The 25,614-nt window shown below is 54.1% G+C and carries 19 protein-coding genes; 8 read left to right on the top strand and 11 right to left on the bottom strand.

The genetic code is table 11. The features are described 5' to 3' along the window. Positions 1-49: 49 nt before the first annotated feature. Positions 50-994 carry a fumarylacetoacetate hydrolase family protein gene (locus tag KTE_RS10880; RefSeq protein ID WP_201380928.1) on the bottom strand — a complete coding sequence of 315 codons (945 nt, stop codon included), beginning with the start codon at positions 992-994 and terminating at the stop codon, positions 50-52. A 123-nt stretch (positions 995-1,117) separates the two neighbouring features. Further along, the gene (aroE, locus tag KTE_RS10875; protein WP_201380926.1) at positions 1,118-2,020 is read right to left on the bottom strand and encodes a shikimate dehydrogenase; all 903 of its coding nucleotides are present in this window, start codon (positions 2,018-2,020) and stop codon (positions 1,118-1,120) included. 309 nt (positions 2,021-2,329) lie between these two features. Between aroE and KTE_RS10870 the strand changes: the two genes are divergently transcribed. Both KTE_RS10870 and KTE_RS10865 read left to right on the top strand, forming a co-directional pair. Next, positions 2,330-3,121 carry a hypothetical protein gene (locus KTE_RS10870; protein ID WP_201380923.1) on the top strand — a complete coding sequence of 264 codons (792 nt, stop codon included), beginning with the start codon at positions 2,330-2,332 and terminating at the stop codon, positions 3,119-3,121. A gap of 28 nt (positions 3,122-3,149) precedes the next feature. Beyond that, entirely contained in the window at positions 3,150-3,950 is an 801-nt protein-coding gene (locus KTE_RS10865) for an MBL fold metallo-hydrolase (RefSeq protein WP_201380921.1), read from the top strand. 122 nt (positions 3,951-4,072) lie between these two features. Here the strand turns inward: KTE_RS10865 and KTE_RS10860 are convergent, their stop codons facing one another. Continuing rightward, the gene (locus tag KTE_RS10860; RefSeq protein WP_201380920.1) at positions 4,073-5,755 is read right to left on the bottom strand and encodes an AarF/ABC1/UbiB kinase family protein; all 1,683 of its coding nucleotides are present in this window, start codon (positions 5,753-5,755) and stop codon (positions 4,073-4,075) included. 314 nt (positions 5,756-6,069) lie between these two features. Between KTE_RS10860 and KTE_RS10855 the strand changes: the two genes are divergently transcribed. Then, entirely contained in the window at positions 6,070-8,739 is a 2,670-nt protein-coding gene (locus tag KTE_RS10855) for a M1 family aminopeptidase (RefSeq protein ID WP_201380919.1), read from the top strand. An 86-nt stretch (positions 8,740-8,825) separates the two neighbouring features. Here KTE_RS10855 and KTE_RS10850 read toward each other — a convergent pair whose 3' ends face one another. The 4 genes from KTE_RS10850 to KTE_RS10835 all read right to left on the bottom strand — a co-directional run bounded on the left by KTE_RS10850 (position 8,826) and on the right by KTE_RS10835 (position 11,020). Continuing rightward, entirely contained in the window at positions 8,826-9,125 is a 300-nt protein-coding gene (locus KTE_RS10850) for a DUF2752 domain-containing protein (RefSeq protein WP_201380918.1), read from the bottom strand. Between the two features lie 7 nt (positions 9,126-9,132). After that, entirely contained in the window at positions 9,133-9,543 is a 411-nt protein-coding gene (locus KTE_RS10845; protein ID WP_201380917.1) for a TM2 domain-containing protein, read from the bottom strand. A gap of 183 nt (positions 9,544-9,726) precedes the next feature. Beyond that, positions 9,727-10,365 carry an HD domain-containing protein gene (locus tag KTE_RS10840; protein WP_201380916.1) on the bottom strand — a complete coding sequence of 213 codons (639 nt, stop codon included), beginning with the start codon at positions 10,363-10,365 and terminating at the stop codon, positions 9,727-9,729. Between the two features lie 34 nt (positions 10,366-10,399). Beyond that, a complete protein-coding gene (locus tag KTE_RS10835; protein ID WP_201380915.1) occupies positions 10,400-11,020 on the bottom strand; it encodes a PadR family transcriptional regulator in 621 nt (206 codons plus the stop codon). A 307-nt stretch (positions 11,021-11,327) separates the two neighbouring features. On the opposite strand from KTE_RS10835, the gene KTE_RS10830 reads away from it, so the two are divergent. Continuing rightward, positions 11,328-13,025 carry an FHA domain-containing protein gene (locus KTE_RS10830; protein WP_201380912.1) on the top strand — a complete coding sequence of 566 codons (1,698 nt, stop codon included), beginning with the start codon at positions 11,328-11,330 and terminating at the stop codon, positions 13,023-13,025. A gap of 116 nt (positions 13,026-13,141) precedes the next feature. On the opposite strand, the gene KTE_RS10825 is transcribed toward KTE_RS10830, so the two are convergent. Then, complete coding sequence (locus KTE_RS10825; RefSeq protein ID WP_201380910.1) at positions 13,142-13,402, bottom strand: hypothetical protein; 261 nt, start codon at positions 13,400-13,402, stop codon at positions 13,142-13,144. A 199-nt stretch (positions 13,403-13,601) separates the two neighbouring features. Here KTE_RS10825 and KTE_RS10820 point away from each other — a divergent pair, with 199 nt between their 5' ends. Further along, entirely contained in the window at positions 13,602-16,328 is a 2,727-nt protein-coding gene (locus KTE_RS10820) for a valine--tRNA ligase (protein WP_236600360.1), read from the top strand. A gap of 929 nt (positions 16,329-17,257) precedes the next feature. Next, positions 17,258-17,803, top strand: coding sequence for an RNHCP domain-containing protein (locus tag KTE_RS10815; protein ID WP_201380908.1), 546 nt, complete (start codon positions 17,258-17,260; stop codon positions 17,801-17,803). Positions 17,804-17,856: 53 nt separating this feature from the next. Here KTE_RS10815 and KTE_RS10810 read toward each other — a convergent pair whose 3' ends face one another. Both KTE_RS10810 and KTE_RS10805 read right to left on the bottom strand, forming a co-directional pair. Next, the gene (locus KTE_RS10810; protein ID WP_201380906.1) at positions 17,857-19,812 is read right to left on the bottom strand and encodes an ABC transporter ATP-binding protein; all 1,956 of its coding nucleotides are present in this window, start codon (positions 19,810-19,812) and stop codon (positions 17,857-17,859) included. A 446-nt stretch (positions 19,813-20,258) separates the two neighbouring features. Beyond that, positions 20,259-20,942 carry an RNA polymerase sigma factor gene (locus tag KTE_RS10805; RefSeq protein ID WP_201380904.1) on the bottom strand — a complete coding sequence of 228 codons (684 nt, stop codon included), beginning with the start codon at positions 20,940-20,942 and terminating at the stop codon, positions 20,259-20,261. 586 nt (positions 20,943-21,528) lie between these two features. Here KTE_RS10805 and KTE_RS10800 point away from each other — a divergent pair. Next, positions 21,529-23,685, top strand: a complete 2,157-nt coding sequence (locus KTE_RS10800; protein WP_201380902.1) for a MerR family transcriptional regulator — start codon at positions 21,529-21,531, stop codon at positions 23,683-23,685. Positions 23,686-23,813: 128 nt separating this feature from the next. Then, complete coding sequence (locus tag KTE_RS10795) at positions 23,814-24,500, top strand: AAA family ATPase (RefSeq protein WP_201380899.1); 687 nt, start codon at positions 23,814-23,816, stop codon at positions 24,498-24,500. Positions 24,501-24,581: 81 nt separating this feature from the next. On the opposite strand, the gene KTE_RS10790 is transcribed toward KTE_RS10795, so the two are convergent. Beyond that, the gene (locus tag KTE_RS10790; protein ID WP_201389452.1) at positions 24,582-25,265 is read right to left on the bottom strand and encodes an RNA polymerase sigma factor; all 684 of its coding nucleotides are present in this window, start codon (positions 25,263-25,265) and stop codon (positions 24,582-24,584) included. Positions 25,266-25,614: the final 349 nt, after the last annotated feature.

Here is a 25,614-nt window from a genome sequence, read left to right as displayed (position 1 = left end):
CAGCACTTTTTGTTTTATGCGAACCAGCACTTTTTATTTTATAACAGGTTTATCTTTTGACGGCAACGACCAGGTTGCGGAGTACGCCGATGCCCTCGACCTCCGACTCCATCACGTCGCCTTCCTGAAGAAACTCCGGCGGTACACGTGTGAAGCCCACGCCGCTGGGCGTGCCAGTTGCCAGGATATCTCCAGGCTCCAGGGTCATGCCTTGCGAGAGCACACTGATGGCATGCTTGATGTTGAAGATCATCATCTTTGTGTTGCCATCTTGCTTGGTCTCGCCATTGATGCGCAGGCTTAGATTCAGATTGTGGGGGTCCGCGATCTCGTCCGCCGTTACGATGCAGGGACCCATGGGGCAGCTACCATCCAGGCTCTTGCCCTTGAAGAATTGCTTATGGCGCTTCTGCAAGTCGCGCGCCGTAACGTCATTGAGCACTGTATAGCCAAAGACATACGAAAGCGCCTCGGCTTCAGGTATATTCTTGCCTCTCTTGCCGATAATAACGCCCAGTTCCACTTCCCAATCAAGCTCGCTTGACACCTGGGGATCAAGCTCAATCTCGCCGTAGGGATCGTTGACGCTAGTGGGGGACTTGGTAAAAAATACGGGGATGTCGGGTGTCTGCCCCTTGTGATCGCGCTGACTGGCGGTCTCTTCAGCATGCGCTTTGTAGTTTACCGCCAGGCAGTAAATATTTTTACGTGGCCTGGGAATGGGGGCCGCCAGCCTGACCTCATTCAGGGTATGGGCTGCACCAATCTCGCTAAAGGTTTTCACCTCGCGGAAGCTACGCAACTGTGCCTTCTCCATTAATGTCTGGAGCGCTGGCAGGTAGCGATCATAGTCTTCGATCAATGTGAGCATCTGGTCGGGAACGTCCAGGCCCAGGGCTCTACCCGCCAGGTCCACATCTAGAACTTCGTCGTTGCGCAGGATGCCCAGGTGTGCCCTGGGAATCTGGCTGCTGGAAAAACTTACAAATCTCATGTATGAGACGCCTCCTTCTTGCTGCTACCTTATTGTACAACATCATACATTCTGTTCCTGGTGGACTGATGCAGGTTGGTCGCCTACGGCGACCAACCTGCATCAGTCCACCAGGAACAAACCCTAGCGCATGAGGGCGGCGCGCATGATCTCAAGCGGAGCCGACTGATTGGTCCACAGTTCAAAGGCCAGTGCTCCCTGGTGCAGGAGCATGGAGAGGCCATTGGCGGCGCGAAGTTCCATGGTCCGTGCCTGTAAGAGCAGGTTCGTCTGAATGGGATTGTAGATCATATCATAGACGAAGGTGTCGGCGTTAAAGCGCGCCAGTACATCGGCTGGCAAGGGGCTGACCTCTTCATGCAGACCGACTGAGGTAGCATTAATAATGATCGAGGAGGAGTGAGGGATAAGAAAATTGGGATCGCTGAGGCTGAAGACGGGACACTCATAGCTCTTCTGAATAAGTGCCGCCAGGAGCTGAGCGCGTTCCAGGCTCCGGTTCAAAATGACGAGGCGCTCAATGCCAGAACTGGCGAGGGCAAAGGCCGCACCGCGAGCCGCTCCTCCCGCCCCCAGCAGTACAGCGGTATACCCCTTTAGCGAGATCATTCCATCCGCTTGCAGGCTGCCCAACCCATGCTCATGGAGCGCGCGAAGCAGTCCCGGTGCATCGGTATTATAGCCATGTAGATAGTCATCCCGGTTGACAATCGTATTGACCGCGCCAATCTGAGCCGCCAATGGATCAACCACATCCAGCAAGGGCAAGACAGACTCTTTGTAGGGAATCGTGACATTGGCACCCAGGCACCCTTGCTGACACAAGGCGTGTATACGCACCAGGAGTTGCTCGGCGGGCGTGCGCCAGAGTTCATAGGTCGCCGGAATGCCCAGGGCATCGAGTGCTGACTGTTGGAGACGTGGCGAAAACGAGTGGGCCACGGGATCGCCGATCAGCCCCACTCGTAGCTGTGGTCCCTTTGAGCCTGATTGCTTGCTCCCTACAACGGTATTTCTGGCCGACATGTCAACTCCAACTCAGTCTATACTTTGCCCCGTGCGCAAAAATAAGCGATCAATCGCGTGTGGTCTCCTGGCCGCATTGTATCATATCAGAACCTCTCCACCAGGATATGGGGCAGGTCTGCTCACTTCTCTAGCATAGCATATCCTCCCTATTTGTCTAGCTGCCTGCCAGCGATATTTCATGGAGGAGTAGCGTGAACCTCTCACTTATCGAGTAAGGTGTGGGTGTGAGGCAGGCGCGAAAGCTTATGTGATACGATAAGAAAAACGGCAACCGCTAGCATAAGCGAAGAAGGAGAATAATCCTCTATGGTCATGCAGCCACGCCTGGCGGCAACAGTGATGTTGTTACGAAACACTGCACAGCAGCAGGGCATCGAGATATTTATGGTGCGGCGAGTGGTGCAGAGCGAGTTTATGCCTGATATCTATGTCTTCCCTGGCGGCTCGGCATCCGCTGTGGATAAAGAGCTGGAGCAGAGCGCGACACTCAGCGTTCCCCTGGAACCTTCAGCCGCCGATCCTGAGGGGCGTACGGCGCTCGGCAGCGGGGTGCGTGCCGCCGCCATCCGCGAACTGTTTGAGGAGGGCAATGTCCTGCTGGCCTATCAGCAGCAGCGTTTGCTTGCCATCGGCGCGCAGGATGTGCCTCGCTTCGCCGAGTATCGTCAGCGGCTCAATGCACGCGGCGCGACCCTTCTAGATATTGTCCAGGCTGAGCACCTGGTGCTGGCGACCGAGCAACTGGCCTATTTCGCGCACTGGATCACGCCTGAGCAGTTGCCGAGGCGATTTGATACCCATTTTTTTCTGGCGGCAGCCCCCATGGAGCAAGAGGCGCTCTACGATCAGCTTGAAACCAGTGAGGGTCTCTGGATACGTCCCGACGAGGCTCTGAAGCGTTTCGCTGAAGGAACCTTCCCGGTAGCCTTCCCGACCTATCACCAGTTGCGTGACCTCGTGCCTTTCGCGACGGTGCAGGAGGCCCTGGCGGCGACACAAACGCGCTATGTCCCTACCAATCAGCCGATCTGGCTGGAGCGAGAGGGCGGCCCTTTCGTCTATCTGCCTGAAGATCCCGATTTTCTCTGGAAGCTCTAGCACGCGTCGGAGAACGGAGGCATTATCCATGTCGCAGGAACGCTATAGCATACTTCTGGCCCCCAACTCCTCTATGATGACAGGACCGGGAACGAACACGCTGCTTCTCAGCGGTTCTGAGGGCGTCATAGTCATTGATCCCGGCGATCCTGATCCGGAGCACCTTGAGCGCATTGTGTGGGAGGGCCAGGCACGCGGCGGTATCCGCCATATTCTCATCACGCATGGACACCCGGATCATGTGGGAGGGGCCGCAGAGTTGCGTGAACGTACGGGTGTTCCTATCTCCGCTTTTAGCCGAGCAGGCGTTTCCCTGGCAGACCATGAACTTCCCGATGGAGCGACCTTTGATCTGGGCGATACGACCCTGCGTGCCATTCATACGCCCGGTCACCGCTTCGACCATCTCTGCTTCTGGCTTGAGCGCGAAGGCATCCTCTTCGCGGGCGATGTCGTAGCAGGCATGGGAACGGTCGTCATCATTCCTCCTGAGGGGCATATGGGGGTATACTTGCAGACGCTCAAGCGCTTGCAACAGCTCCCAATCGCACGTATTGTCCCGGCGCATGGCCCCGTTATTGAAGATCCGCAAGCGAAATTGAGTGAATATATTGCCCACCGTCTTGAACGCGAGCGCCAGGTCATCGCCGCCCTGAACCAGCTTGAGCAGCCCGTGACCCTCTCTACGCTTGTGCCGCTCGTATACGTGGATACCGACCCGAAACTCTATGCGGTGGCAGCCCGCTCACTGGAGGCACACCTGATTAAGCTACAAGAAGAGGGTCGTGCCCAGGTTGACGCCTACAACCACTGGCGCCTTCTCCCTTAAGAATCCACTGACGCCTTCTCTCTTAAAGTAGATGGAGGCTAGATGTGAGTTGTCGCATACAACTCACATCTAGCCTCCATCTACTTTATTAAGGCGAGCACCGCAGGTGCGAGAAGTCATGCTTAGCGTCTGAATAACAGTCCGAGGGCGCTGACACCCGCGATCCCCAGGCAGAACCAGCCGGGAAGCCCTTGATGGAGGTTTGTCAGATAGACTCCAGCCGCGAGCGAGGCGCCGAAGAAGAAACTCCAGGTCAGACCTCCAACACCGCTCCCCCCTGTACTCATTGCCGCGCCATTGCGCTGGCGTGCTCTGCGTGAGCGACTATTATTGCCGGGAAGATTTGCCAGCCTCACCTCTACCTGACCCGCCTCTATCTTGCCAATAAGCCGGTTGACGGATTTTGGAAGCTCCAGCAGCACCTGCCCAGCGTCTATGGCCTCCTTGAGGATATTCTGGGCAGTCTGGCTGATGCCTTCAGCGTCCAACTTTAGGAACTTACGTGCGTAGGGAGTCGCCACATCCACAAAGTTGAAGTTGGGAGCCAGGCCAGTTGAGACGCCTACCAGTGTGCTTACCGCGCGTCCCGCGAAGGCAAATTGTGAGGGGATACGGAATGGTTGCCCATAGAGCAGTGTGTCCAGGTCATGGGCCACATCCGATACCTCCAGTTCGCGCACCTGGCCCAGCGTCATGCCGAAATAGTGCTCCAGCATAATATCCAGGGCTTGTTCCAGTGCGGCCTGATTCGCCCCTTCTCCCACAAAACCCAACTTAAGCAGCGAGTCCACCATCTTTTTGGAATCGCTTAAGACCAGCCCGAGGAAGAGGTCGCGGATGGCGCGCTTCATGCTGCCCGTAAGCGAGCCGACCATGCCAAAATCCAGAAATGCTATCACCGGGTCATCAGAGGGCGAATTCTTCTTGACAAAGATGTTCCCAGGATGGGGATCAGCATGAAAAAAGCCCTCTTCAAAGAATTGGTAAAAGTAGGCGCGCACTGTGCGGTTGGCGATCTCCAGGCGCGAATAGCCTCCCGCGTCCAGTGCCGCGTAGTCATTGACCTTAATGCCATCGATCCATTCCAGTACTAGCACGCGCTTAGAAATATACTCCTCATAGACATGGGGAATATAAATGGTTGGATCTTCACGAAACATCTCGCGAAAGCGTTTGGCGTTCGTCGCCTCAGTCACATAGTCGATCTCTTCATAGACGGTGCGACGAAACTCTCGATAGAGTCCCTTCAAATCAATAAAGTCGCTCTGGAAGAAGCGATTCACGACCCAGATGACAAAGCGCAACGTGCTCAGGTCCATCCCCACCAGTTGCGTGATGTGTGGGCGCTGTACCTTAACTGCGACTGTCTCGCCTGTACTGGCCAGCGTAGCCCGGTGAACCTGGCCCAGTGAGGCCGCCGCCGTGCACTGCTCCTCAAAGGAGCTGAAAATCTCTGTGAGTGGCTTGCCATACTCCGCCTCAATGACCGCGGCCACATGCTCAAAGGGGGCAGGCGGAACCTCGTCCTGCAAATCGGCCAGCACGGAGAGGGCCTGCTCTGGCAGGATATCCGCGCGCGCGCTCAAGAACTGCCCCAGCTTAATCATCAGCACGCCCAACTGGAGGGCGGTGGCTCTAAAGGCGCGCAGGACCTTTAACAGCACCTCGATATTCGGCTGTACCTCGTAGTTGCCACGCTGCCGCGCTTTTACCACCCGCTGACGCTCTCGGTAAATAATCCAGAGCGTCCATAACAACAGGCGCGATACACGTAAGAAACGCAAGAATTGCGCAAATCTATTCATACCACGTGGTTCATTTCTCATAGAAGAGCCTTTCTGCCAACAAGAAGGATCACACATAATACTCTACGGTGAAAAGCAAGATATGTTCAAGATCTGGCCCTAAACTATATGCCTGTCCTTTGCGCAAAGTTTGTGGGCGGATAACATTCAATAAAGATGATATACTAGTGAAATACCAGGGATGAGTTACAGCTAGAGAGAACCCAGAAGTGTCAGATCAAGACTCTGGGTTGGGCCTGTATGGGTTGGTGGCTGTGTGGTAGTGGGACTGTTCTTCCGTTGTCAGATTATTTCACGCAAGAGGAGCTATAACCTTGACACACTGTACCAGAGCACACTCTGTAGACCTCGGGAATGGCTATAGCCTGCTGTTTATGCAGGGCCAGGAGGCATTGCCCAATCCGACCGCGCGCAACTATGAATTGCCCGGCGATACGCTGCACTACGCACCTGATCGCCCTGGCGACGTTAAACACGTCAAATTGGATATCGCGCTGGACTTTGATCAGGAAGTGATCAGCGGTACCATCTACACAACCTTCACGGCCCTCTATGAAGAGGCCAAGAGTGTCACCTTTGATGCGATTGAGCTCTCGATTGATAAAGTTGCACTCGCGGATGGTTCAGAACTGAATTATAGCCTCGGCGAGAAGAAGCTGCATATCGAACTCGACCGCCCTTACAAGCATGGCGAAGAATTCACAGTCGCGGTGACCTATCATACCAGGCCGCGCAATGGCTTGCACTTCGTCAAGCCCGCGCCCGAAGACCCCACGCGCCCAGTGCAGGCCTATACCTTTGGTCAGCCACAGTATCATTCCTACTGGTTCCCCTGCCATGACTCCCCCAACGACCGTGCCACAACCGAGTTCCTGGTGACCGCGCCCTCACAGTTTATTACCATCGCCAATGGTAACCTGTTGAAGGTCGTTGACAATGGCGAGACAAAGACACACCACTGGCTGCATGCCGTGCCTCATGCCGCCTACCTGATCTCGCTCGTCGTGGGCGACTTTGCTGTGATTAAGGATGAGTATAAGGGCAAGCCGGTCTCCTACTATGTGCGTAAGGACCGCGCGGACGACGCGCGCCTGTATATGGGAAAGACCCCAGATATGATGGGCTTCTTCTCCGAGTATACTGGCGTCGAGTATCCGTATGACAACTATGACCAGACCGTGGTCGAGATCTATACGGGTGCCATGGAGCATACCACGGCCACGACGCATAGCTTTGGCTTGCTCTTCGACCAGAAGGCCAACCTGGATATGGCCCCCGAGTTCGTCTCGGTGACCGCGCACGAACTGGCGCACCAGTGGTTTGGTGATCTGGTGACCTGCCGTGACTGGCCCAATGCCTGGCTGAATGAAGGCTTCGCGACCTACTTCGAGCACCTGTGGACCGGCCATGACCAGGGCGAGGACTACTTCAAATGGGAGATGTTGCAGACGCGCAAGGGCTACCAGAATGAGGATCGCCGCTATCGTCGCCCGGTTGTCTATCATAAATACTATAACCAGGGCTTTGAGCTCTTTGATGGACACATCTATAACAAGGGCGCCTGGGTCCTGCATATGCTGCGCAACCAGCTTGGGGATAGCGCCTTCCGCCGTGGTATCAAGTCGTATCTGGAGCGCAACCGTACGCGTGAAGTCATCACCGCAGACCTGGAGCGTGCACTTGAGGAGAGCACGGGTCGCAGCCTGGCGCATTTCTTCCATCAGTGGATCTACAGCGGTGGCTATCCCGAGTTCGAGGTCAGCTATTCCTGGGATGGACAGCATAAACTGGCGAAGGTCAAGGTGCGCCAGGCGCAGAAGGTCGACGATCTGACGCCCTGCTTCAAAGTGCCAGCCGAGATCGCCTTTACCATTCCCGCCTCGGAGGGAAGCGACGAGACACGTACGATCCCGCTGCACGTCACCCTGGGCGAGGATGGCGAGGTCGAGCAGACCTTCTACCTGCCACTGGAGCGTGAGCCAGTGATGGTACGCTTCGATCCCGAGGGTCGCCTGCTGAAGTCGCTAAAGTTTGAGCGCCCCACTCATCTGCTCGTCTACCAGCTTGAGCATGACGCCGATATCCTGGGTCGGGTTGAAGCTGCCGAGGCTCTTGCCGACCGCCGCGAGCCACAAGCGCTGACCGCTCTCACCAACGCATTGAACAGCGATGCTTTCTGGGGCGTGCGCACCACCGCCGCCGAAGGCATTGCCAAGCACGGCACGGCCGAGGCACAGGATATCCTCATTCAAGCCTTTAGAGAGCTGGATGTGAAGGAGTACTCACGTGTGCGTGCTGCAATTGCTACGGCTCTCGGAGAGTTCCCGGCGCACACACATGGTGAACTGGCCCAGCGCTCTGTCGAGGCTCTGCGTCCCGTGGTTGAGGGCGGCGATGTAAGCTATCGCGTCGAGTCAGCATCTGCGGTTGCGCTGGGTAAAACGCGCACCGAAGGCAACATTGAACTGCTAACAAAGGCCCTGGAGCGCCCCTCCTGGAACTACAATGTACAGGGCGGCATCTTTAATGGCCTTGCCGCTACTGGCGATGATCGTGTCATTGACATCCTGATCGCCTATTTGAGCGATACGAGCAACTATATCATGCTTCGTCGCGGCGCGATGATGGCTTTCCTCACAATTGGTAGTCTACGCCATGAATATAGCGAAGCGGCGCGTCAGCGAGCTGTGACTGCCCTTATGCATGCCGCCGAGCATGATACCTGGGGGCCTGCCCGCGCCACCGCGGCCTGGGCCTTGCTCTCGCTTGGTGAGAAGCGTGCTATTCCGGTGCTGGAAAGCGTTGCTAGCCGCGAGACGGAGGATGGCGTGCAGCGCGCCATGCGCTGGGCCGCACACAACCTGCGTAGCAGCGACAAGGGCGAGGAACAGCTTAACCAGGTGCGGAAAGATCTCGACGAGCTACGCGCTGAGAATCGCAAGCTCCGCGAGCAAGTCACAGGCCTGGAGGCCCGCCTCTCCTAAGCATTACAATCTACAAAATGGCCTGGCACAAAGAAGCGTGCCAGGCCGTTCTCTTTTTCTCCAGGTTTCTTATGCGCCCACACTATCTAAAGATGAGGCCAGTGGAAATATTGACGCAGCACTTCGCGCAGCCAGCTCTGTGTCAGGAGAGGCAGGACGATCACGACGAGCTTATTGTAGTGCCAGGCCTTGCGAAACTGACCATGGATGGCGCAGGAGATGGCCCGCGTCATGCCACAGCCGGGACAGCGACGCTTGAAAATGAGGCGCGAGAGGCAGACTGGAGGATGGGCCTCAAGCCAGGAGGTCGGTACCAGGAAGAAAAGTAAGGGGAGGAGAATGAGCCATCCTGCCTTCCCTCGCGCAATGTGTTTCTCTATGCGCATAGCTGAACTACACGTTGTTGCGGACGAGTGGCTGACCGTTGGCGTCGGTGAAGCTGCCCGATGCAATCATAATAATATCGATAAGCGCCCAGATGCCGCAGCCACCACCGGTAAGCAACATAGCGACGCCGGTGCCAGTCTTACCAACGTAAAAGCGATGGATGCCCAGCCCACCCAGGAAAATCGACAGGAGCAGCGTTATCAACCAATCTTTCCCCTGCTGAGGATAGCCCGGCTGGGGATAACCTTGCTGGAAGGGAGGCTGCTGATAGCCCGGTTGACCCTGTTGAGGATAACCCTGCTGGAAGGGAGGCTGCTGATAACCCGGTTGACCTTGTTGAGGATAACCCTGCTGAAAGGGAGGCTGCTGGAAAGGGGGCTGTTGATACTGTGGTTGCTGGTTAGGCTGCTGGTCCATGATGCATAAATCCCTTCGTGGCTTTGCTTGAAGCACTTTTTATTTTAAGAGAAGAATTATTATTGTGAATATTTGCTACTCACGAAGGAACTATAAGTGAGTACCTCATCAACTGTCAAGTATCAATATGTGTCTTTATAAAATGTCCTAAAGGTTCTTTAGGCAGCTTTTGCTTTTATGGATTTAAAATTTGGATTGTAGCATTTGGAAATATGCATCATGTAACCAGGGATGAAGGACTGCGAGCTGTTCGCGGCGCTCCCACATATAGCGCAAATAGAAGAAGGTGGCCGCGTCCAGCGAGATTTCTAGTGCTGCTTGCATGCCTTCGTGAAAGGGGGCCTGTCCTGGCTGGTCCCAGGCCAGCTTGTCCGCTACGAAGAGCACTTTGTCGAGCTGGCTGGCGTCGCACTTGAGTGTGGTATGGCACTCGACCGCGCTCAAGACCTCTGGTTGGATAATCTGAAAGACCTGGGCGGCGAGGACGCGTGAGAGCTTCTGGTGAACGATCATGGGGAAAGCTGCTTCTTCGGGTAGGACGGGAATACCCAACTGGTAGGCTATTTTGACGCGTTCTGGTGTGGGGAAGATCGCGCTTATGTCGTGTAGCCAGCCTGAGACCTCGGCAAGCGCCGGGTCCGCGCCGACCAGGAGGGCGACACGCCGGGCTTCTGTCGCGACCTTGCCACAATGCCTGGCTGTCTGTGGGCAACCGTGGACGATGAGAAAGGTGGCGACGTCGTGTCCTGTATCTCCTGTCAGGGTGATGGATTGGCGTAAATCTTCCAGGAGCGGCGAGGAAAGCGGTGCATCTTGCATCATGTTAGAGAGTATCCTGCTCTTTCTATACTGGCGCTTAAGGGCGTTCGGGTGTCTGATCGTTCAGGCGCTCAATTGCGTGCTCTGTGACTTCCAGCCCGGCTTTAAGTACCGCCTCTTTATACTCGCGTACCAGCATCTGGTATTCAAGCAGGCGAGGACGACGCGTTGGGCGCGAGGCGTACTGCTGTTTGACCCGTTCCATATAGGCTAATTGCTGGAGCAGGCTCTCGCGGTGATGCTGGAGGTGGTGAAGCGCGATCTCATCGCTGGTCTCACCACAGAAGAAGAGTTTAGTGAGAAATTCATCCTTGGTGAAGCGATCTGGAACTTCCTCTTCAAGCCACTGTTCAAGCTCGGTTTGTCCGGCCTCGGTCAGGCGATAGACCTTGCGATTAGGGCGCGCCGTCTGCACGATGACCTCGGATTCTACCAGTCCAGCCTGGCTTAAACTCTTGAGTGTGGTATAAATCTGGCTGTTGCCCGCGTTCCAGTAGCTTGCGATGGCGCGATCAAAGGCTTGCTTGATGTCGTAGCCACTCATTGGGTGTGCCCAGAGTAGTCCCAGGATAATATAGCGCAGACGGTTGCGCGCGGACGGTTCTCCCCCATTGGTTTCCGCTGGCTCATGTCTATCTTGCTCTAGTGGTTCGTGCATAGACTCTTTCCCTACTGGCAACAGGCATTAGATTTTGACCCTCGATTTGCGTTCTCCATTATAGCATCTCAAGCGAGCTATCTCACTCCTCTTCGCGCTTGTGGCGCTCAAATTGCGTAGTGTGGGTGTGATGGCAGTGGTAGGGCTTTGGCCTGCCACTGCCATCACACCCACACTACAACTTTCACGCGATAGAAACGTAGTACCTCCAGAACGATACTTTCCTATGTGACATATAACCGGTAAGATGGGAGTGAGGAGAGAGAAGAGGCTTCGCTGGCTGTAACGCTTTGTTGGAGGATTTTAGATGGATGCCCGTTTTTATAACTCAGAGGATATCGATATTGAACGCCTTGCCAGAGACATGGTAAATGCCTACATGGCCCAGGGGTACCAGGCGCAAAGTATTGGTAATAAAGACCAGATGCTGGTGCAGTTGAAGAAAGGCGGCGATTTCGAGGCCATTATTGGTATGCAGGCCGCGCTCTCTCTGACGTTGCAGCGCACAACTGGTGGTGTGCTGGCGATGATTGGTCAGCAGAAGTGGATCGATAAGGCGGCTGTCGGAGCCGTGGGTATTGTAGCGTTGCCCATCCTCTGGCCGCTGGCACTGACGGCTGGTGTAGGTGCTCTGCGGCAGGCGAGCCTGAGCAACCAGGTGTTGAATATGACTGATGGCCTGGTGCGCCAGCAGCGCCCAGGAATCATGCCTGGTCCTGTCCCCTACCAGCTACTGCCCCAGGTGCAGCAGTCGATAACGCCTCCTTCGGGAGCGCAACAGCCGTACTATGTTCCACAGAACCGGGATATGCCTCCGGCCCCACCCATGGCGAGGCCACCCCAGCCAATGATGCAGGCTCCCGCGACAGGTGGTTTGCGCTGTCAGAACTGTAATACGCCCTATGAGCCGGGCGATACCTTCTGCTCCGGCTGTGGCCGTTCGTTGACGCCTCCCAAGCTCTACTGTTCACGCTGTAACTCGGAGGTCAAGGATGGAGCGGCCTTCTGCCCTAAGTGCGGAGCATCAACGTTTCATACGATCGCCTCACAGGCCGCATCTCAGCCTGCTCAGCCCACAGTACCGGCTCCCCAGCCACGCGTGACGTATACCCCGCCGACGCCGTCACCGGCGCCGCAGCCAACCTATACACCTCCGACGCCACCACCGGCGCCAGTGTATACGCCACCACCCACACCAACCTATACGCCGCCCGCGCAGCCGCAGCCCAGTGTGGTGGAGTCGACAATCTTCCCAGGTCAGCAGCCATCGCAGCGCCCCGCGTCGCCGGAATATGTGCCACCAACGCCGCAGAATCCTACGGTCGCGCCACAGCCGACGGTAAAGTATGTGCAGGGTACAGAGAAGAAGGAAGCAGCGCCCGCGCCCAAGAAGCCTGAGATCCAGTACTATGTGCCTTCAAATCAGCAGAGCCAGGCGACTGCTTCACAGCCTACTGTTCCCAACACGGCCCCTACACCTGCACCCGCGAAGGAGACTCCCTCTCAGCAGCCTAAGAAAGAGGAGGTCTACTACACCCCGCCTGCGCACCTGCAACAGCAGATGCAGCAGAAGCAAGAGCAGCAGGGCAGCAAGGCCAACCTGGTTCAGCCCGCGCAACAGCCTCCGTCGCCTCGCGCGGCTGGGCATGCTCAGCCTGCCCCTCAAGTCTCCAACGCAGCAGGTCCAGCCTGGGGTGCACTCATCTTTAGCGATGGCTCTCAAGTGCAGCTAAAGGGCGAGTCAGCCGCCGTTGGCCGCTATGATAATGATCTGGGTGGTATTCGCCCCGATGTTGATCTGAGCAGCAAACAGGGCGCGGATACCATTTCACGTGTGCATGCCGCCTTTGAACATAGCGGAAACAGCTTTACCCTGACTGACTTGAATAGTACCAACTCTACACGGGTCAATGGCAAGCGCCTGGAGCCCGACAAGGCGACCCAGCTGAACGATGGCGATTCCATCTCCTTCGGCAAGGTCACCTGCACCTTCAAGAAGTTCTAGCAAACCCGAAGAGCTTCAAGCGTAAAGGATGTGCGTGAGAAAATGGCCACTGGCCATTTTCTCACGCACATCCTTTACCTTCTAGTCTATTGACATTCACGCTTGCACTCGTTAGACTACAGATAATTGCCGAAAAAGAAAATAGAGAGCATAGAAATAATCTGGCTACGAGCAGGAGGAGTAGACGCACCCACCGCCAGAGAGAAGGGATCATTGGCTGCAAGTCCCTTTCGGTTGACGAAGCGTTGAAGGTCGCCTGGGAGTCTGAAAAGCACCCCATTTATTAAAGAGGGGGAATTTTCACGGATGTGTCCGTTATCGCACCCATAAGGATCAATCTGCGCGATTGATCGAACAAAGGTGGTACCACGAGTCATGTCCTTTCTCGTCCTTTACGAGGAAGGCTTTTTTTATTATGTTAAACAAGAACGCAGACGTTTTCATCACCCATTAGCCTACGCCGGGTAAGGGTGTGTGGATGCTGATGTGTCGCTTAGCGACACATCAGCATCCACACACCCTTACCCTCGCGAAGCGCCGCAGGCGCTGAGAAGTTAAAAAACAAGAGGAGTCAACATGGCTGAGCAGGAGCAGAATACACTCACAATGCCCACTCCATCCGCCGCCGATCTTCCCAAGGCCTATGAGCCCCAGGCAGTCGAGGCGAAATGGTATCGCTTCTGGGAAGAGGGAGGCTACTTTAAGCCACGCCCCAATCCTGAGCGCAAGCCCTTTGTCATTAGTATGCCTCCGCCCAACGTGACGGGCGCGCTGCATCTGGGACATGGTATTACCTCCACCGTTGAGGATATCCTGATCCGCTATCATCGCATGCTGGGCGATGAGACGCTCTGGGTTCCGGGCGAGGACCACGCCGGTATCGCGACCCAGACCGTTGTCGAGCGCCTGATCGCCAAAGAGGGGACCGACCGCCATAAACTGGGGCGTGAGGCCTTTTTAGAGCGTGTCTGGCAATGGGTACACCAGTATAAGGGACGCATTCAGGACCAGCATCGCCGCCTGGGCGCTTCCTGCGACTGGTCGCGTGAGCGCTTTACCCTCGATGAGGGGCTCTCTCACGCTGTGCGCGAGGTCTTCGTCAGCCTGTATGAAGAGGGACTGATCTATCGTGGCGAGCGCATCATCAACTGGTGTCCCCGCTGTATGAGCGCCCTGTCTGACCTCGAGGTCAACCATGTCGACACCCCTGGAAAGCTGACCTATGTGCGCTATCCGCTCAAGCCAGTTGAGGGCGAGAGCGAGACGCGCTATATCAGCGTCGCGACCACGCGCCCCGAAACCATTCTGGGTGATACCGCGATTGCCGTGAACCCCAAAGATGCACGCTATAAGGATATTGTTGGACGCCTGGCAATCGTACCCGTGGTTGGACGCGAGATTCCTATCGTTGCCGACGAGGCCGTGGACCTGGCCTTCGGTACCGGCGCGGTCAAGGTCACGCCCGCGCACGATCCCACCGATTTCGAGATTGGCTTGCGCCACAAGCTGCCCGCCGTACAGGTCATCGGCTTTGACGCTATTATGACCGAAGAGGCCGGCCCCTACGCGGGCCAGGACCGCTACGAGGCGCGCAAGAACCTCGTAGCCGAGCTTGAGCGCCAGGGCCTCGTGGTCAAAATCGAGGATTATAACGTGCCGCTGGGTCACTGCCAGCGCTGTGACACCGTCGTTGAGCCACTGATTTCCAAGCAATGGTTCGTCAAGATGAAGCCTCTGGCGACCCCCGCCATTGGCGCGGTGAAGCATGGCCTGATTCGCATCGTACCCGAGCGCTTCAACAAGACCTATATGGATTGGCTGGAGAACATTCATGACTGGTGTATCTCGCGCCAGCTCTGGTGGGGCCACCGTATCCCGGTCTGGTACTGCGAAACCTGTGGTGAGATGTCGGTCAGCCGCGAGGATGTGACGGCCTGTTTGCATTGTCATAGTACGGCTGTACGCCAGGACGAGGATGTGCTGGATACCTGGTTCAGCTCGTGGCTCTGGCCCTTTAGTACGCTTGGTTGGCCCGAGGATAGCGCTGACCTGCGCCGCTACTATCCAACGGCAGTCATGGAGACTGGCTACGACATCATTTTCTTCTGGGTTGCGCGCATGGTCATGGCGGGCATCCACTTTATGGGGACTGTGCCCTTCAGCACCATCTACCTGCACGGCCTGGTACGCGATGCCAAGGGTGAGAAGATGAGTAAGTCGAAGAATAACGTCATTGATCCGTTGGAGGTCATGGACAAGTTTGGCACCGATGCCCTGCGCTTCACCCTGGCCACCAGCAGTACGCCGGGCAACGACATGAAGCTGATTGAGGAGCGCATTGTTGGTAACCGCAACTTTGCCAACAAGATCTGGAATGCCTCGCGCTTTGTGCTTATGTCCACGGCTGAGGTCGGTGGTGGCGTCCCCGATATCAGTGTGGTCAGGCCTCGTACCCTGGCCGATCGCTGGATCTTGCAGCGCCTGAATCGCCTGACGCAGTCTGTGACACGCTTGATCAACGATTTCCAGCTTGGCGAGGCTGGACGCCAGATCAATGACTTCTTCTGGTCCGACTACTGTGACTGGTATGTTGAGAGCGCCAAGGTCCAGATGCAGGGTGACGAAGCGACACGCCAGTCGACCACGGCCATCCTGCGTGCCGTGCTGGACCAGAGCCTGCGCTTGCTGCATCCTTTCATGCCTTTTGTCACTGAGGAGGTCTGGCAGCACCTCTATCGCCTGACCGAGTCTGATCAGAGCAAATGGCCAGCCTCGGCGCTGATCATCGCCCCCTGGCCAACCGCCCAGGAGCAGTTCGTCGATGAGGAGGCCGAGCAGCAGTTTAGCCTCTTGCAGGAAGCGATCACGCGTATCCGCGATGCGCGCAACCAGATGAACGTTGAGTCAGCACGCCGCATCCCGGTCATCATGGCTGCAGGCGAGTATGTCACGATGCTCAAGGAGCAGAGCCCGCTCATCCAGTTCCTGGCGCGCACTGAGGAGCCACAGTTGCATGTAGCTCTGGAGAGCAAGGTCGAGCAGGCGATGGGCCTGCTAGCTGGCAACGTCGAGATCTACCTGCCTCTAGCTGGTATGGTCGACATTGCTAAGGAGCTTGAGCGAATCGACAAAGAGATCGCCCAGGCTCAGCAGGAACGTGCGCGCTTGCAGGGCAAGCTCTCCAACGAAAACTTCGTAGCCAAAGCCAAGCCCGAAGTAGTCGTCAAAGAGCGCGAGAAACTCGTCGCCCAGGAGGAGCGCGTCGCCAAGCTCGAAACCCGCCGCGCCCAACTCGCCGGCTAAATAAATATTCGCACTGAATAAAAGGGAGGAGTGTGGTGCCAGATCTGGCACCACACTCCTCCCTTTTATTCAGTGCTGTGACTCCCTTTCTTAGTAGTATGGCGCAGGCGCGAAAGGGAGCGTTTGAGTGTTTAAAAGGGGTTGACTTTGGGGGTAAATGCAGGTATATTTGTAGATATCTCAACAATATTTTGTCTAGAAAGAGGAGCCTCTTGATGACCGCCATTGCTCACTAGAGCGCGGTGGACTGCTTCTTTAAGAAACTTTGCTGATATGCTGTGCCGCTCAAGGCACGGGGCAAATAGTCCTACTGCGACTACACACATGACAACTTTATAATGCATAAGCCTCTCTTCACCGTAAAAGTGGAGATATAGCTTGGTATGTATGCGCTGGAGCCTCTGCCAGTGCTGGTTGTTTATGCTTTTTGTTAGTCGCGTTATCAGCATATTCCTGGAGTCCTTGACTCCTGACTCTTCTGAGCATCTCCACACGCTCTCCCCTACATCTTTTTCCCTTCTTTGTGTGCAGCTTTTTTGTGCTGGCTTATTGTAAGTCACTCCTTATTCCTGGGTCGCTTTCTGCCTTTTCAGGCTTATGGCGCGTCGTGTGCTGAATGATAACCACCGCCGCCACTTTCCCAGGGTGTTTATTGCCCGTTTTCGCGACCCTGCAGATGTCTTAAGCTGCTCACTCCTACGAAATGTATTTACCTGTATGGCCGTTCACACTTTGACCGAAATTCGAAAGAAATGGGTGTGTGCTGGCGGCCCTGGAAAGAAGCCGAGGACCTATGTGTAGTATTTGTAAAAGGACCACCAAACTGTGCGCAGCGCTTGTCGCCAACGCGCTTTCCCTGCTGAAAGCGCCTCTCACCTTGCGTTTAATTCTCCCCAATACAGTTGTGAAGATAAAAAAGAGGTTCACCCTTGCGAAAACGCATGTCGCGCGCAGTAAAGAGTCACAAACAGCCTTTGCGCTTCAACGAATTTGGTATCCTGGATGCATATGACGGTGTAGATGCAGAAGATTTTTGCCCCAGCGGTCAGGGGAAGAGCGCCAGGCCACGCTACAATACTGAGGAAGAGGTCTTTAAATGTCGGCATTGTCGGCGCTTCGTATGTCCATTGCCCAGTGGCGGACATCACCGCAACCATTGTCCCTTTTGTTTACACTCGCGCCACGTCGATGACCGGCAATCTGGTGATCGCTTGAGCACCTGTGGTTCCTCTATGGAGCCGATTGGGCGCTTTCAGCGTACACGTGGCGAGGATGTGATCGTGCATCGTTGTTTGGGCTGTGGCTTCGAGCGTTTTAACCGCGTCGCCGCCGATGACGATTACGAGCTGATGCTGGAGCTGCCCATGGTTCCACCCCGCACGAGCCGCGACCTCAAAGCCCGCGAGGTTGAGGCCTGGCTGGAGGAGCAGCACGAACTAGAGCGTGCTGAGTGGGATGTCTCTGACGCAGGCTAAAAGTACAAGAAGAGGTGGAAAGCTCAGCTTTCCACCTCTTCTTTTAAGGTAACCTAGTCGGCGCTGATCTCTTCGAGCGCAACCTGTGAGAATTGTTCTTGGTAGAGGCGGGCGTAGAGGCCGCCAAGTTCGAGGAGTTCCTGGTGCGTGCCGCGCTCAACGATCTCGCCTTTGTTGACCACCAAGATGACATCCGCGGCCAGGATAGTGGAGAGGCGATGAGCGATGGCCAGCGTGGTACGTCCCTTCATAAGGGGTTCCAGGGCAGCCTGAATGAGGCGCTCCGAATGTGTGTCGAGGGCGCTGGTAGCCTCATCCAGGATCAGGATGCGGGGATTCTTGAGGATGACGCGCGCGATAGCGATACGCTGCTTCTCTCCGCCTGAAAGCTTGTAGCCACGCTCGCCCACGACCGTGTCATAGCCATCTTCCAGTTCAGTGATGCGCTCATGAATCGCTGCCGCCTTTGCCGCTGCGATTATCTCCTCGTCGGTTGCGTCCTGGCGTGCGTAGAGCAGATTTTCACGAATCGAGGCATGGAAGAGGTAGGTTTCCTGGGTGACCATGCCTATTAGCTCACTGAGCGAGGTGAGGGCAAGATCTTTCACATCATGTCCATCGATGGAGACGGTGCCACTATCTACCTCGTACAGACGAGGTACCATATAGGTCATGGTGGTTTTGCCTGCGCCACTGGGACCAACGAGGGCGGCTAGCTGCCCCGGTTTGATCGTGAAGGAGACGTTCTTCAGGGCGGGACGCAGCTCCTCGTCCTCGTTCTTTATAATAGCCAGCTTCTCTGCTTCCTGCTTCTCTGTGGAGTTCTCGTCTCTGGATACTGTGTGAGAACTGTCGCGCTTGTAGGCAAAGGCGACGTGGTTAAAAGCGACCTCGCCACGAATCTGTTCAGCCTGCAATTTGAGAGCGTTGGGTTTATCTTTGATCTCAATAGGCATATCCAGATATTCAAAGATACGATCGAAGAGTGCCAGCGCGCCTTGAACGTCTACCTGCACGCTCAGGAGCTGACCGATGGGGAAGAAGATACGGCTCTGAAGCGTGGTAAACGTCACGATGGTACCCAGCGTCATATAGCCGCCGAATATAGGCGCGTGATTGATGATTTGCGCACCCGCGATCAGGTAGACGATAGCTGGGATGACCGAGAAAAAGGTACCAATGAACATAAAGAACCAGCGTCCAATCAACTGCTGGCGAACCTCCAGATTGGCTAGATTCTGGTTCTCCTGCTCAAATTGATCGCGGGCATGCTCCTGGCGACCAAAGGTCTTCATCAGGAGGATGCCGCTCACGGAGAGCGTCTCCTGCATCATCGCGGTCAGCGAGGCCATGCTCTTCTGCGTCTCTTTGCTGGTCGCGCGGCGGACATTGCCGACGCGATAGGTAAACCAGAGGAAGAGTGGGAGCAGTCCCAGGGAGACCAGGGTAAGCAGAGGACTGATAATAAACATCGCGATCACGGTACTGAGAGCCGTCGAAATGTTGGAGACAATGCTCGTCGCCGTATTCGTGACTACGCCCTGCACACCCCCGACATCATTAGAGAGGCGTGACTGAATCTCACCAGTGCGCGTGCTGGTGAAGAAGCTCAGCGACATGCTTTGAAGATGGGTATAGAGCCTGTTGCGGAAGTCACGCATGACGCTCTGCCCGATTGTGTTGTTGAGGTATGACTGCCATACACCGATAAAGCCCGATATAATCGGCGTAATAAACATAATAATGACATAGATGATGAGGAGAGAGAGATTGCCTTTTCCGATAGCATCGTCAAAGATGCGTTGAATGAGCAGAGGATTGATCAATCCCAGCAGAGTTGTTGCCAGGATTGCCGTAAGGACCAGGAAGACCTGAAACTTATAAGGCTTGAAGGCTTCTATAACGCGACGCACGGTGCGCGCATCTGTTTTACGACCACGTCTCTTTTGTTCCTCTACATAATCAGCCATGCCTCCCCCATGCCCACCACGCATTCCATGTACACCCATATGCATTTCTCCAGGTAGGTAGTGTTGTATGAGAGACCTCTTACATGCCTCTCTGGTGTCTTTTTTTTGTCCACTAAAATCAGAGTATATATAAGTGTAACAGATTGCTGAGCAAGATACACTGGTCGGGTAAACGGTTTTCCCCTGTTCTTTTTGACAGGCTAGCTGATATGATGGGCAAATTTTTAGCCTGGTGTAGTTCTTGCCCTGGTAATGACGAAAGAGCCCTGGCACCCGAAGGCGCCAGGGCTCTTTCGTCATTACCAGATGCGCGCTAGCGCATGATGGGCCGACTCAGCACGATTCCGGTCACAAGTCCAGCAATGAACGCCAGTAAGATCAAGATGACGAACATTTGCGTGCTTAGCAGTAATTCTTGCATATGCAGTGCCTCCGTTTCGGCAGAGTGAGTAAACGCGTTCTAGGCCTCACACCCTCAACAACCTTTATGCTACGAGATGTGCATACTGCTGAAAGAATTCATTCCGCAGTCGCTTGTAGGCGATGCTCACCAGGGAACTATGGCGTGCTTTGTCCGCCTGTTCGTCAGGCTGCTTATCTCGATAGGCGCGAAGATTGATGTTGACCTTGCTCAGGGCTTCCTCAAGCAACGAGGGTATGGGCGCGTCGAAGTCATTTTTCTGTGCCAGGTCAATGAGCAGGGCCTGGCGCTGTTTCTCTGGGAATGAGGCTATCAGCGTGGCCGAGGCGAAAATGACGGGGCGTGCGAACAGAGCCTCAAAGATGGCTTCGACGGGGTCGTCTTTCACTTCTTCAAGAATGTAGATTTCAAAGGAATAGTCGCCCTCCGGGAAATGCTCCAGGCGCTTCTCCTTACGCCTGAGGTCGCGACAATAGTTGCGCGCGATGGTCTTGCAGAAGGATTCCAGGTGCAGGATGGGCGTTGCATCTGACGCCTGTGCCAGTTGGATCTGGCGATAGATGCGAATGGCCGTCTCCTGTAACACGTCTTCGACCAGGTCATTCTCCTGACCATGCCACGCTGATACGGCATACATGTATACAAAGAACGTGACCGTGGGCCGTAAGAAGTCATACAATCTGCTCCAGCTTTGCTCATGAGCAAGAGCAAGTTCCTCAAGAGAAGGGAAGTTTACTTGTTTTGTCATAGCTTGTGCTCCTCTCCATAGGCGCTTATCTTGTCATGAAGACGTAGGTTTGTTATGAAATGCCGCTAAATTTGTTGCAAAACTACGTTTGTTCTATACGAGAAAAGGTTGTTTGCCATAAAATATGCTTTTGTTTTGAGAAAACTTAAAACAATGAAGAAGGATACTTAAGTTTTCTTATTGCTAAGTATAAGTAAATGGAATATGGTAGTCAAGATTTCTAAGTACATATATATGTTTTTTTGCTTTGTGATAGAATATTTGTAGGAAAAGCGTAAGTCTGGTGGGAATTATGTAGGATTGCTGTTGAAAAGTTTTGCATGTGCGAGTACAATCTAATTTATAAAGAGTGATTAACATGTTTTTAATATCTGGCCTCAAGAAACATCAAGAATAGAGAAGATATTTTGTGCCTCAAACGAGGTGAAGATAAGGTTTTGTGTATGTGAGAGGTGGAAAAGTTGAAAGAATTGTATTTACAACCTTTTGGAAACTTGAGCGCGAAGCGCTAGCCACGCGAGTGGCGTTAGTTTCCTACACGGAAACTACTGTGATAGCAAACACGCAAACAATACAGGGGCTAGTTATGGAAGACTACACCAGGCAGCGTATTCAACTGCATTTACGCAATGAAGAAGTGCAAGCGCGTATCATTGAAAATATACACCGCAGCCGGGCAGATGCCACGGTTACCATTGGCCGGGCGGCGCAACTCTCTGGCTTTAGCGAGAGTAAATTGCGTGACCTGGAGAGCCAGCATATGCTCAATCCTATGCGCTCCAAGGAGAATAAGGGGACCAGGGAGAGCAAGGGCCAGCGACAGTATCCGCTTGAGGAACTGGATAAGTTGGCCGTGATCCAGGAGTTGCTGGAGTCGCGTTTTGCGCTCTCTGATATCCCCAAAGATATCGGCGAAATCTGGGATGAGATCTTGCCAGAGGGGCGACAGGGGCGTCAGTTACTAGAGCCAGTACCAGCGATCAGCGAAGACCCGGTTGGCATGCTTTCTATTGATCGGCGCCTGGCTCGCGAAAAGTCTCTGCTCTTCTGGCGTTATTATGCCGCCCAGGCCTTGCGCATGTCCTTGATGCTGATTAGCGAGTTTTTGCCAGGGTGTGCTATTGGCTTGATCTTGCCGCTAGCTTGCGATCCAGTTGAGGTAGGTGTACGAACGACTGAAGACCTATCTCGTCTTGGCGAGTCGCTGGTTGGTTGGCTGGATACTAGTGGAACAGTGCATACGTTACTGACCCACAATCCCTCATTCCAGTATGAGACCGATTATTGTGTGTATCCACTAGGTATTATGCGCCAGGAGCGTTTGCTTGAGAAACCAATCTATCACACCTTGATTGTGCTTGACCGGCCGGATAAGCGTTCACGCCGCCTCTCGCTAGACGAGGCCTATGTACAAACAATCAGGCGGGTGTTGGCACCTTTATATGAAGAAGTTGAATTTATGCGCCGCTGCTTTGGTCCCGGTTGGCATGACCATCGTGAGGTCGCGGCAGACCTGGGCAAGGTAGGTTATTACCAGGATAGTATTCTAGAGGGCCTGGCAGATATGGTTGTGCGCATGGGGGGAACGTTTGCGAGTGGTCGGCACCGCTGGAAGTTTTCTGTGATCCTCTTGCCTGACAATAGCGTGGGGAAAGTTCCCTTACAGGAGCGCACGCTTGTTGTGCGCGCTCATAGTAAGGAGAGTCCCTATATTGTGGGAGAGTCCAGGTTCATTCCGCAGAAATCAAGAACAAGCGTGGGTATTCGTGCCTACCAGAGCGGACGCATTCTCTATCGCCCTCATATCTCCTTGCGCGAAAGGACGCGCGCCTTTATTGATGTCGAGGGCGAGATACAATCCAATGTTGCGGTCCCTATTGGCGGAGAGCATGGGGATCCGCTGGCTGTCCTCTATGTCGTCTCAGATAACGTAGAGGCCTTTTCCCTCGCAGATCGGCAGTTGCTGAGAATCGTTGGGCGCTTTATTGAAAATGCCATCACGACCTACGATGTCCGCCTACGTACGACTGATGATCTAAAAAGCCTTATACATACCCCTGACGTTGTGGACACATTGTTTAACGAGTTCCGTTGCGAAAACGACTTTATGCGTGATGTGGAGGCGCTTGTGTCCGATGCACATGCATGGGAGGAGGATATAAAAGAGGAAGAGGTCGCTAATGAAGAGCCTGGCAGGAGTGATGTTGTCTCCTTTATCGCTATTGACATGGATAACCAGATCAAGCTAGCGCGGAAATATGGCGATCACACTATTCGCTTGTTAGACCGGGCTATAGGCTTGCGTATTCAAGAGTTAATCGCCCCGCTGACAACCAGGGCATCACAATGCTACCTCTATCATATGTACGCAGACCGCTTTTACTTGATTTTGCGTGGCTACTCGCGCGAGAAGGCCTGCGCAAAGGCCGAGCAATTCAAAGTAAACCTGGCCAGGAGTATCGCGGTACACCAGCACGTGGCAGCCGATAGCGCGCTCGTCATATCGGAAGTGAGCGCACACCTGGCCGTGACCTCGTACTCGCGTACTAAGTTGAGCGAGTTTCTGCAAGAATATTCCTCCGCCGCCGAGGTAAGCGCCATGATCAGCCAGACGCTGGATGCGGTGTTAAAGCTGGGAATTGGTGAAGGTGGCAACGTCGTTATGGCCTGGAATCCCGACGCTGAAAATGGCATAGGAGGTTATTCACGCTGGTCTCAGTTGGAAGAGAGCGAGACCAAATAGCATCTCATTCAAGTGTTTCCAGTAAGGCTGCGCTTTATGATCCACTGGGGGGTGGATCTTTTGCAAGACCTGGAGGCGCTGTTTCTTATTTCTACTGTCTTCTTGATGATCTTTGGGAGTAGCTGTTAATGGATGTGAAGGTATTTGTATTAGGACGCCCTGGAAGCGGAAAAACGACCGCAATGCGTCGTATACAAGAAGTCGCTCACCAATGGGGGGTGAAGACGACGCGTGTAAAGGATTATGATGTTCTTTATGAGATGTTTCTTGGAGACGAACGCGAACAGCAAGGTCGCTTTCGGCGCACCGATTTCGCGGGCTTTGATGTGTTAGATATGACGGTTTTTGATGATGTGCTCAAGAAGATGGGAAAAAGTATGCAAAGCCTCTCTTCTTCTGTATCATCTGAAACAAACGAGCAGGTAGAGAAGATAATCACTATTGAATTTGCGCGCGATGACTATCAACACGCGTTAAAAAACTTTGACAAAACATTTTTGCAAGATGCCTACTTCTTTTTTGTCGAAGCTGACCTGGAGACGTGTATGCGTCGTATCCGTCAGCGTATTACCTTCCCTATGGATGGTGAACGGCCAGTGGATGATTGCCACTTTATTTCAGACTATATCATGCAGACATATTACCATAAAGACTGTGAAGAATATGTGTTGGGGCAGCTGGCGCGGGACTTTGATCTAGATTCAGGGAAGATTATTATGTGCCGCAATGAGGGGTCATTAGAAGCCTTGCTGGCGCGCGTTGACCGCTTTATGGAACAGGTTGTTCCCGCTCTTTCTGTCGTGGGAACAAAATAATACCACAATAATACATATGTGTAGGAAGAGAGGAGCCTGGCAGCCGCGGCTGCCAGGCTCCTCTCTTCCTACACATATGTATTACACTGCTACCTCGCGACGCAGGCGTTTATAGGCGATGCTGAGCAGCGCGGCGTGGCGGTTCTTTTCGCCTGGCTCGGTTGGAAGTGGATGTTGATAGGCTTTGAGTTCAACTCCTGCTTCAGCGAGCGCCTGCTCCAGCAGGGTGGGATACTCGCCAAAATCGGTAATATTGGCCAGGTCAGTGAGGAGGGCGGCACGTTGCCCAGGGGGGAATTTGACCAGGATGCGTGCCGCCATTGAAATGACGGTGGTCAACATCACGCGGTCAACCGCGACCTGGGAGGGGTCAACAACCTGGGATGGGGCGCTGCGCTCCAGGGGAGATGATACCTCCAGAAAACCTTCAGTATTCTCACTCTCCTGGGCCGGGCGCACCAGGTTCCAATCTTTCTTGCGCCGGTCGCGGAAGTAGTTCTGAGCAATCGTTTTACCAAGCGATTTTAAAGAGTCTATGGGACGAACTTCCCCGTGTACGGCCCGCTGGCAGTAACGAAAGGTGCGTAAGACCGCCTCTTGAGTAATATCCTCAGAGACTTCTCGCTGTTGACCATACCAGGCATTGACGCTGGCATTGCGCACCCACTTTTCCACGCGTGGGAAAAGCCAGGTGTAGAGATCATGCCAGGTTGCCTCGTCGTCAGGCTGGTAGCGGAGAGCGGCGGTATTGTTGGTGTGTGCCATCACGTGTAAACTTCCTCCTTGAAGGGGGGATGAATACCAACGTCCTTACGTAGACCTGCCCTATAAGCGCATTTGCACGTTTGAAAAGGCAAATGCACGAATGAAATGTACTCAAGAAATTTGACATTAAAGAAGTAATTTTATCTTTACATGACTTATACTACCTAATAAGGCAGGGATTTGTCAACTCACTTCATGTTGTATTTTAAGCTGCGTAAAGAAAATTGAGAAAATTCATGTTCTAAAAACGACGTTTTTTCTTTTAAATTCTGCATACGCATAAAATAAAATTGAGGAAGGTGAAGAAAGTTGACAATAGGCGTGCCTAAAGAGGAAAGAAAGTTGACGT

Source organism: Ktedonobacter sp. SOSP1-85, assembly GCF_016587415.1.
In the GTDB taxonomy this organism is placed as follows: Bacteria; Chloroflexota; Ktedonobacteria; order Ktedonobacterales; family Ktedonobacteraceae; genus Ktedonobacter.
This window is presented reverse-complemented; position numbering and strand designations above follow the sequence as displayed.